We start from the raw sequence: 10,137 nt of genomic DNA on the forward strand, positions 1-10,137 counted from the left end.
CGGGCGCCGCGGATTTGCCAGACAGGGCGCCTTTTTTAAAGTGGCATCGAGCTTGCCATTGGTCTGGGCGGCTCGTCGGAATTAGCCAAGGAGACTGAAATCACCAGATGGAAGCTCAATCGACTGGAATCTACTTCAATCCGTGGGACAAGTCGTTCCGCGACAATCCTTACCCCTATTACCAGGCGCTGCTCGACGGCTCTCCGCGCACCATCGACCTGTTCGGCCAACCCGCCGTGATTGTCACGCGCTACGCGGATGTCACCACTATCTTGCGCGACCACGCGCGGTTTTCGAGCGTGCAGCAGCTCAGCCCTGAAGTCCGGCAACGTGGACTGTTCCGCGGTGCCGCGACCATGCTCTTTTCCGACCCGCCGGTGCAGACTCGGCTCCGCCGCCTCGTCTCCCGCGACTTCACTCCCCGGCGAATTCGTGAGATGGAGCCCCGGATTCGCGAAATCGCCACCCGCCTGCTCAATGAAGTCGAGGGCCGGGGAAGCTTCGAGATAATGGCCGATCTGGCCAACGCACTCCCGGTAATGGTGATTGCGGAGATGCTGGGCGTTCCACCTGAGCAATATCAGACCTTCAAAGAATGGTCTGACATCATCATCGCCGGCGGAAACACGCTTCCCGGTCAGCCGATTCCGGACGACGTGGTTGAGATCACCAACCAGCTACGCTCGTACTTCGCCCGCGAAATCGATAAGCGCCGCACCCAGCCCGGTCCGGACCTGATCAGCGCGCTGGTTGCCGCTCACGTCGATAACGAGGCGATGAGCGCCGAAGAGCTTATTGCCTTCGTCATGCTGCTTCTGCTGGCCGGCAACGAAACCACTACCAACCTGATCGGCAACGGGATGCTCGCGCTCGGGCGGCATCCGGACCAGATGGAGTTGCTGCGGCGCAGTCCGGAACTCGGTCCCCGCGCGATCGAAGAGATGCTGCGTTATGACGGACCGGTACAGGCGACCTCACGCCGCGCCACCGCCGACGTAGAAATCGGGGGCACCGCGATACCGGCGGGCGCCGAATGCTTCGTCCTGGTGGCGGCGGCGAATCACGACCCGGCACAGTTTCCCGACCCGGATAGCTTCAACATAACCCGCGAAGTGCATGACCACGTGGCGTTCGGGCAAGGCGTGCACTTTTGCATCGGCGCACCACTGGCGCGGCTGGAGGGAGCGATCGCTATCGGTGAAACCCTGCGGCGCTTTCCCAAGCTCCATCTCGCCGATCCCACGGCACCCCTGACCTACAAGGGTTCGTATTTCCTGCGCGGGTTGGATTCCCTCAGGATGGAAATTCGCTGAGCGCGCCTCCGCGCCCGCAAGTTCCATGAGTGATGCTCAGACCGCGATTGCGCTGGAGCCGTCCCGCGACGAGGAGCGCTGGAGTATTCACTTTGGCCTGTTCGGACGGACCCCGGATTTCACGCGCCGCCAATGGCGGGTATTTGCGATCGCCATTACCGCGGGATTCTTCGATCAGTACGATCGCGCACTGCTGAGCCTGGCGCTCAAGCAGATTCAGAAAGGACTCAAGATCGCGGAAGGGCGGCTTAGCTTGATGGCTTCTTTCATCAGGCTCGGCTACCTGCTTTCCTTGCTGATAACCCCGCTCGCGGACGTCTTCGGGCGCCGCCAGCTCCTGCTCTACACGATCTTTGGCTACACCGTGTTCACCGGGCTGAGCGCTCTCGCGCCCGACGAGCGTACCTTCGTCATTTTCCAGGTCCTCTCGCGCGCATTCGCGGGCGCGGAAGCAACCGTGGCGCTGGTAATTCTGGTCGAGGAGGTCGACGCGGGGGTGCGAGGATGGACTGTCGGCCTGCTCGGCGCGCTGGCCTCGGTCGGCTACGGAATCGCGGCGCTGGTGTTTGGATTCGTCAACGTGATCCCGTACGGGTGGCGTGGTTTGTACGCGCTCGCGCTGATTCCGCTGGTCCTGATCATCCCGCTGCGCCGAGCTTTGCCGGAGAGCCACCGCTTCGAGGAAGCCACTCACAGCGCGCAGCGCCTATCGAGTCTCACACGACCGTTCGTTGCACTGTTGCGCACCTACCCCAGGCGATTGCTGATGCTGCTGAGCGTGACCTTTCTCGGCAATATGGGCGGCAACGCTTCAGGGTTCTTTTTCCCCTTGTACTTGCAAAACGTGCATGGTTATTCCCCCGGGGACGTGACCAAGCTCTTCTTTATCGGTGGCGCTGTCGGAATCATGGGCAACATCATCGTGGGGCGGCTCAGCGATCGCTTCGGGCGCCGGCACATGGGCTCGCTGTGCTATTTGCTCGCGCCGTTGATGACCATCTGGGTTTACAACGCGGCGGGGCGCAGCGTAATTCCCGCATGGATCCTGGGGTTGTTTTTTGACACCGCGGCGAGCACGATTTTCTCAGCCTATGCCGCCGAGTTGTTCCCGACCTCGCATCGATCGACCGCCGGCAGCGCGCTTGCGGTTGCGGGAACCACCGGCGGTGCGATCGGATTTCTGCTCGAAGGGTTGCTCTACCGTTACACTCACTCCCATTGGACCGCCGTCACCTACCTGACCGCGATCTGGATGATCGCTCCGCTAATCATGTACCTTGGCTTTCCGGAGACGGCGGGTAAGGAACTCGAGGCGATTTCGCCGGAATATCAGGAAACCGGCGCGACGGTCTGACCACCCCAGAGTTTGCTCTGGCCTGCCGGCGGGGATCGCGGGCGCGATGCTCCCGGGGTCGGACCTCAGCTTGCCTGCTCTCTCTCCGCCTTTAACCGTACGTGAACATACGGTATCTATTCTGCGGCGCTCGCGTTGCACCGGCGGGTTCGCGCGCCGTATGATCTTCTGTTGCCCGGAAATTGAGCATGGGACTTAAGGAAAACCTCGATCGCATCCAGGAATTGTCGCGCCAGGCCGAGCTCGGGGGCGGTGAGGAGCGCCTCAAGCGCCAACGCTCCAATGGTCGGATGACGGCCCGTGAGCGTATCGAATTTCTTCTCGATCGTGCCTCGTTCGTCGAGCTCGACAAGTTCAAGACCCATCGGATCGCCGATTTTGACGTCCAGAAGATCCCGGGCGATGGCGTGGTGACCGGGTATGGCACTATCGACGGCCGCCGCGTGTGTATCTTCTCCCAGGACTTCACGGTCTTTGGCGGGAGTCTGTCGGGAGCTTTCGCGGAAAAAATCTGCAAGGTGATGGACCTTGCTACCAAGACCGGATGTCCGGTTATCGGACTCAACGATGGCGCCGGCGCGCGTATCCAGGAAGGAGTCGTCTCCCTAGCCGGCTACGCCGACATCTTCCTGCGTAACGTACTGGCGTCGGGAGTGGTTCCGCAAATCTCGGTCATCATGGGACCGGCAGCCGGCGGCGCCGTCTATTCCCCCGCGATGACGGATTTCATACTCATGGTCCGCGATACCTCGTACATGTTCATCACGGGTCCCGAGGTAATTAAGGCGGCGACCCACGAAGACGTCACGATGCAGGAGCTGGGTGGGGCGGACACCCACGCGCAGAAGTCCGGTGTTTGCCACCTGGAAGCGGATGACGACCAGGGTGCGCTGCTGCTGGTGCGCGAGATGTTGTCTTATATGCCGTCTAACAACGTCGAAGATCCGCCCTTCGTTGCCACAACCGACGATCCGGAGCGGCGCGATGCCGAGCTCGATTCGGTCGTGCCCGAGAACCCGAACAAGCCCTACGACATGAGCGAAATCATCCGCCGGGTCGTGGACGAGGGGCATTTTCTCGAGATTCAAAAAGATTTCGCGCGCAACGTCTTGGTCGGTTTCGCGCGGCTGGGAGGCTACTCGATCGGCCTCGTCGCCAACCAGCCGGCGTTTCTGGCGGGCTGTCTGGATATCGACGCATCGGTGAAGGCCGCGCGCTTTGTCCGCTTCTGCGATGCATTCAACATTCCGCTGGTAACCTTCGTCGACGTTCCCGGCTTCCTGCCCGGCACCGCGCAGGAGTTCAGCGGCATCATCCGGCACGGCGCCAAGCTGCTCTACGCGTTCTGTGAAGCGACGGTTCCCAAAGTCACGGTGATCACGCGCAAAGCGTACGGTGGTGCTTACGACGTGATGTCATCGAAGCACATCCGAGGAGACCTTAACTTTGCATATCCGACCGCCGAAATCGCGGTCATGGGGCCTGATCAGGCGATCAACATCCTCAATCGAAATGAAATTAAGGCGGCGGAACGTACCCGCCTGATTGAAGACTACCGTCAGAAGTTTGCCAACCCCTTCAAGGCGGCCGAACTGGGCTACGTCGATGAAGTACTGATGCCGCGTGACACGCGTGCGCGGGTTATCTCGGCGCTCAAAGCGCTGGAAAACAAGCGCGACAAGAATCCACCGCGTAAACACGGCAATATTCCGCTGTAAGGCCGAATGTCGTCACCAGGCTTCACCCCGGAGTCCGCAAAGATCTGAGGTCGAGTGCTCCCGAGATCAAATGTTTAAACGAGTGCTGATTGCCAACCGCGGTGAAATCGCGGTCCGCATAATCCGGGCGTGCCGCGATCTCGGCCTGGAATCGGTCGCAGTTTACTCGGAAGCGGACCGCGCGGCATTGCACGTGCGCGAAGCTGATCAGGCGGTGCTGGTGGGCCCTGCGCCAGCGGCCGAGAGCTACCTGAAAATCGATCGCATTCTAGATGCCGCCCAGCGCACCGGTGCCGACGCGATTCATCCCGGCTACGGGTTCTTTTCCGAGAACGCACGCTTTGCGCGCGCGGTCGAGAAAGCCGGAATCGTCTGGATCGGCCCGCCCCCGGAAGCGATCGAAAAAATGGGGGACAAAGTTGAGGCGCGCAAGCTGATGGCGGCGGCGGGCGTCCCGGTGGTGCCGGGTTCTCCAGAGACGCTGGAGACGGAGGCGGAAGTCCGCGCGATCGCCAAGAAGATCGGCTTCCCGATCATGATCAAGGCTGCGGCCGGTGGCGGGGGCAAAGGGATGCGGCTGGTGGAAGGCGACCGCGACCTGGCCTCGGTGGTACGCACCGTCTCGAGTGAGGCAAAGTCCTCGTTCGGTGACGGGCGATTTTACGTGGAGAAATTTGTCGGCAATCCGCGGCACATCGAGATGCAGGTGCTCGCGGATCAGAAGGGCAACACAGTTCACGTCTTCGAGCGTGAGTGTTCCATACAGCGCCGTAATCAGAAGGTGGTTGAGGAGTCTCCCTCGCCATTCGTCACGCCGGCGATGCGCACGCGGATGGGTGAGGTCGCGGTGCAGGCGGCCAAAGCCGTTAACTATCGCAGTGCGGGGACCATCGAATTTCTTGCCGACGCGGACCGCAACTTCTACTTCCTGGAAATGAATACCCGCATCCAGGTTGAACATCCGGTCACCGAGATGGTCACCGGCATCGACCTGGTGCGAACGCAAATGGAAATCGCGGCGGGCAAACCGCTGCCCTTTAAACAAAGCGAGATTACCCAGCGTGGATGGGCGATTGAGTGCCGGATCTATGCGGAAGACCCGGCGGCCGGATTCGTGCCCGCACCCGGAAAGATCGAGACGCTGCGGTTCCCCGACGGCCCCGGCATCCGCAATGACGCGGGCGTCTATGCGGGTGCCGAGGTTCCGATTTTCTACGATCCGATGATTTCCAAGCTCGCGGCATGGGGTGCCGATCGCGCGCAGGCCATCGACCGCATGCGCCGGGCCCTCGGCGAATTCGTGATCACGGGCGAATTGACGACCAATCTCGCTTTCCATCGCTGGATCGTGAACCATCCGCAATTCCTGGCTGGCAATTTCGACACGAGTTTCATCAGCCGCGAGTATCATCCGGACGCGGATGCCGTCCCGGACGCCGATTCTGCACGTACCGCGGCGATGCTGCTGGCAGCGGTCGCGCTGCAGCGCAACACCAATCACGCGCAAGGACCGGCCGCTGCCGGCCACGGGCGCGATCGCGGTTCGGCGTGGCGTACCTTCGGACGGCTTGAAATGTTGAGGAGATAAGAGCGGCGGTGCGTTACATCGCGACCATCGAGGGCGCGGAGCACGAGGTTGAGGTCGAGGAGCTCTCGGCGGAAACCTACGCTATCAGCTTCGGGACCCATCGCTTCGAAGCCGACCTGCGTCGCGTCGGACCGGCCTCGGTGTCAATCATCCTGAACAACCGCTCGTTCGATTTCGACCTGGTGCGCGAAGGGGAAGAGATCGTTGTCGCATCCCGCTTAGGTGCGACACGAGTGACCTTGATCGATGCCGCCCGTCATGCCCTGCGGGCGCGCAAAGGACCACGAGAGGTCAGCGGACGCGCCGAGATCAAGGCCGCCATGCCGGGTCGGGTGGTCAACGTGTTGGTCGCGATCGGGGATGAGGTGACTGCCAATCAGGGCGTGATCATCGTCGAAGCGATGAAGATGGAGAATGAGCTTAAGAGCCCCAAGGCTGGTAAGGTTGTTGAGGTGAAGATAGCGGCGGGCCAGACGGTGGAGAAGGGAGAACTGCTGCTGGTAATCGAGTAACCATCATGACAGACGACGACCGCACCACGATCGCGACCGCACGCAAAAGCTGGGAAGAACGCAAGCTTACCCCGGCACTCAAGCGCGGCGCAGAACGCAAGAAGCAGTTTTCCACCACCTCGGGAATCGAAATTAATCGGGTCTACGATCCCACCGACTCCAACGGATTTGACTTCACCCGCGATCTCGGTTTTCCCGGCGACTATCCCTTCACCCGCGGTGTTCAACCAACCATGTATCGCGGGCGGCTCTGGACCATGCGCCAGTACGCCGGCTTCGGCACCGCAGAAGAATCGAATCGCCGCTATCGCTACCTGTTCAAGCAGGGGCAAACCGGGCTTTCGGTGGCTTTCGACCTGCCGACCCAGATGGGGCGCGATGCCGATCATCCGCTGGCGAGTGGCGAAGTCGGCCGGGTTGGGGTTTCGATCTGCTCGCTCGCAGACATGGAAACGCTGCTCGAGGAACTGCCGTTGGACAAGATCTCAACCTCGATGACGATCAACGCGACCGCAGCGATCTTACTCGCGCTCTATCTGGTCGTGGCGGAGCGGCGAGGTGTGGGGTGGGACAAGATCAACGGGACGATTCAAAACGATCTGCTGAAGGAATACATCGCGCGCGGGACTTACATCTATCCGCCGCGCGGCTCGATGCGAATCATCACCGACATCTTCAGCTTCGCCTCGAAGGAAGTCCCCAACTGGAACACGATTTCCATTTCCGGCTACCACATCCGCGAGGCCGGCTCGACCGCCGCACAGGAACTGGCCTTTACGCTCGCCGACGGCATCGCGTACGTGGACGCGGCGCTGAAGGCGGGACTGACGGTTGACAGCTTCGCGAGCCGGTTGTCGTTTTTCTTCAACGTTCACAACAACTTCTTCGAGGAAATTGCAAAGTTCCGCGTCGCTCGCCGAATGTGGGCGCGTATCATGAAGGAAAGGTTTGGGGCACAGGACGAGCGCTCGATGATGATGCGCTTTCATGCGCAGACCGCCGGCGCGACCCTCACCGCGCAGCAGGTCGACAATAACGTCGTTCGCGTGACCCTGCAGGCGCTCGCCGCCGTCCTTGGCGGTGCGCAGTCGCTGCATACCAACTCGCGAGACGAAGCGCTCGCGCTACCAACCGAGTCTTCGGTGTTGCTGGCGCTGCGGACGCAGCAGCTGATCGCATATGAGTCAGGCGTCGCGGACACTATCGATCCGCTGGGCGGTTCGTACCTGGTCGAAAGCCTGACCCGTCAGCTCGAACAGAAGGCCTCCGAATATCTCTCGAAGATCGACGATCTCGGCGGCGCCGTGGCCGCGATCGAGCGAGGCTATACGCAACGCGAGATTCAAAATGCCGCCTATCTCTACCAGCGCGAGATCGAGACCAAGGAACGGATCATCGTGGGCGTCAACCAGTTCACTTCCGGCGATGAGCCGCCCACCGACATCCTGAAGGTGAATCCCGAGCTCGAAGAGAAGCAGAAGGGAAGCGTCGCGAGGGTGCGCGCCGGGCGCGACTCGGCCAAGGTTGCACGGGCGCTTAAGCAGGTGGAAACTGCAGCGCGCGACGGGTCGAATGTCATGCCCACAATCGTTGATGCGGTCCGTGGGTGGTGCACGCTGGGCGAAATTGCCGATGCGATGCGCCAGGTGTTTGGCGAGTATCAACCCGTCAATACGCTGTAGTATTCAGGTTTTGTTGGGCGGCGAGATTTGAGCCGTGCGGCGGATCGGGGTAGGCTCGCACTATGGCGACCAAGATTCTCTACTGCTCTGCCTGAGGGTACAAACCTCGCGCGGCCAGTTTGGCTGCATCACTCGAAGGGCGGTTTGGCGAGGCGACCGAAATCACGCCGGGCTCGACCGGTCAGTTCGACGTGGTCGTCAATGACGCGCTGCTTTTCTCGAAGGCGAAGACCGGCCGTTTTCCGGCCGACGGGGAAGTGGAGGCAATTTTCGAGGCGCTCCGGGATGGCAAGGAGCCTCCCGTCCCTGCCGAGGCGCAGAAAGCGACAGGGTTCGTCAGTCGCATCTTCGATAAACTGCGTGGCTGAGGCGAATAGCGCCAAATAGCGGAATTGATAAGTCCCGCCGGGTTCATCCCTGCAGGATCCCGACCTCGGCTAAGCCAGCATCCGCCCCACGCGGATGCGATGCTCTAATTTTCCTATGGATGCATGTCGAGCAGGGTCTTAAGTCCGCTTTTTTCGTGAGCTCCGATAATCAGCATTTCCAAGATTCCCATTCCTTCACGGGAACCTGACTTTGCGCGGCACACGGCTTGGATGTGTTGATTGAGTGGCTGCGTCTGATCCGCCTCGGCGGCTTTGAACGACTCGTAGGTCGATACATCGGTACCGATGTACACCCCGTGTCCCCTCTTGGGGTGTCCGTAGCCGATGCCGTGCATAGAAAAGTTGTAAAGCGTCTCGTGTTCGATGCGGGCTTGCCCGCCATGCACCGTGAGCATGATCATCGCGTTGCTCCGGGAGAATCTGGACTCGGAGAATCCGCAAATTACGCAGATTTCGCGAAAATTTGGAATCAGACGGCGAGAGTTTTGTGCAGGTCCGCCGCTGCCAACCGGATTCCCACGTAGAATGGACCGAACCTGGCGTATGCCGCGCTCGCTTCGTCAAAGCGCATCTCGTACACGAGCTTCTTGAAGACCAGCGGATCGTCGGCAAACAGATCCACGCCCCATTCCCAGTCGTCGAAACCGATCGAACCAGAAATTATCTGGGTCACTTCGCCGGCGAATCGGCGTCCGACCATGCCGTGATCGTGCATCAGGCGGCGCCGCTCTTCCATCGGCAGGCGATACCAGTTCTGCTCGCCGTCACGCTTTTTGTCCATGGGGTAAAAACACAGGTAGCGGCGATTCGGGATCTTCGGATAAAGACGCGATGCGATCTTATGCCGCTGGCTTGCGAGTTCCGCATCCACCGCCCGCTGCCATTCCTGCGTGCGCAGTCGGATGTTTTCCTCGGCCAGCCGGGCATGAAGCGCGACGGTCGCCTCGTACAGCCCGATTTCGATCACCGAAACATACGAGGTCGTGGGTTCGAGATAGTCGCTCAGGTGCAGCCCACCGACGGCAATCTGTGCCGCATTCAGCTCATCGAAGCTGCGACGGAAGTGAATGACGAGCAGGTCGCCCTTGTGTCCCAACTCCGCGAAGAGCGCGCTTTCGCCGTCCTCGCGCGACGCCATCGCGGTGAAGGTTTTGACCGCGTCGTCAACCATTTGGCGGCGCTGCGATTCTGGCATCGCACGCCAGGGCTGGCGGCACAAGCGGAACATCTGGTGCAGGATGCCAAAGCCCTCAAGCGTGAGCGGTGCCCCGGTAACCTCCGCAAGTGTCTTTGGCCCGGACGGGGAGTCGGCAGCCTTCATAGCGTCACCGATTTTAGCAGGGTGCGAAACGGCCTGCCTATCGACCTGTGATGGCCCGTTGCCCTAAATTCCGAGCGAAGTCGAGTGGTTGCAGCGGAGCTGGCGCAGATGGCTCGCTGGTCGACCACGACCGGACTCGCGACCGTTCCGTGCGTCTTGGCTCCGCGGACGCGGGCGCGTCGGTGTTTGCCGCATTCTCTCAAAGGCAGGTTTCACGCTCTTTCGGGACGAGGGGTGGGTGCACTAGACACGAGATCTCC

General features: G+C 61.0%; 8 protein-coding genes and 1 pseudogene. 7 read left to right on the plus strand and 2 right to left on the minus strand.

The window, feature by feature from the left end:
* Positions 1–107: 107 nt before the first annotated feature.
* The 7 genes and pseudogenes from VGI36_11755 to VGI36_11785 all read left to right on the plus strand — a co-directional run bounded on the left by VGI36_11755 (position 108) and on the right by VGI36_11785 (position 8,535).
* Positions 108–1,313 (plus strand): cytochrome P450, encoded by a 1,206-nt coding sequence (locus tag VGI36_11755; GenBank protein HEY2485818.1) that lies wholly within the window; start codon positions 108–110, stop codon positions 1,311–1,313.
* Between the two features lie 25 nt (positions 1,314–1,338).
* Positions 1,339–2,667, plus strand: coding sequence for an MFS transporter (locus VGI36_11760; protein HEY2485819.1), 1,329 nt, complete (start codon positions 1,339–1,341; stop codon positions 2,665–2,667).
* Between the two features lie 188 nt (positions 2,668–2,855).
* Positions 2,856–4,385 (plus strand): acyl-CoA carboxylase subunit beta, encoded by a 1,530-nt coding sequence (locus tag VGI36_11765; GenBank protein ID HEY2485820.1) that lies wholly within the window; start codon positions 2,856–2,858, stop codon positions 4,383–4,385.
* A gap of 70 nt (positions 4,386–4,455) precedes the next feature.
* Positions 4,456–5,973, plus strand: a complete 1,518-nt coding sequence (accC, locus tag VGI36_11770) for an acetyl-CoA carboxylase biotin carboxylase subunit (protein ID HEY2485821.1) — start codon at positions 4,456–4,458, stop codon at positions 5,971–5,973.
* Positions 5,974–5,981: 8 nt separating this feature from the next.
* On the plus strand, positions 5,982–6,485 hold the full coding sequence (locus VGI36_11775) for a biotin/lipoyl-containing protein (protein ID HEY2485822.1): 504 nt from the start codon (positions 5,982–5,984) through the stop codon (positions 6,483–6,485).
* Between the two features lie 5 nt (positions 6,486–6,490).
* Positions 6,491–8,167, plus strand: coding sequence for a methylmalonyl-CoA mutase family protein (locus VGI36_11780; protein HEY2485823.1), 1,677 nt, complete (start codon positions 6,491–6,493; stop codon positions 8,165–8,167).
* 107 nt (positions 8,168–8,274) lie between these two features.
* Positions 8,275–8,535 (plus strand): annotated as a pseudogene (locus VGI36_11785) (Rdx family protein).
* 113 nt (positions 8,536–8,648) lie between these two features.
* Here VGI36_11785 and VGI36_11790 read toward each other — a convergent pair.
* A complete protein-coding gene (locus VGI36_11790) occupies positions 8,649–8,957 on the minus strand; it encodes a hypothetical protein (protein ID HEY2485824.1) in 309 nt (102 codons plus the stop codon).
* A gap of 68 nt (positions 8,958–9,025) precedes the next feature.
* Positions 9,026–9,877: a hydrogen peroxide-dependent heme synthase gene (gene hemQ / locus VGI36_11795; protein HEY2485825.1), complete on the minus strand. Its 852-nt coding sequence runs from the start codon at positions 9,875–9,877 to the stop codon at positions 9,026–9,028.
* Positions 9,878–10,137 lie beyond the last annotated feature (260 nt).

The organism is Candidatus Binataceae bacterium (assembly GCA_036495685.1).
Classification (GTDB): Bacteria; Desulfobacterota; Binatia; order Binatales; family Binataceae; genus JAFAHS01.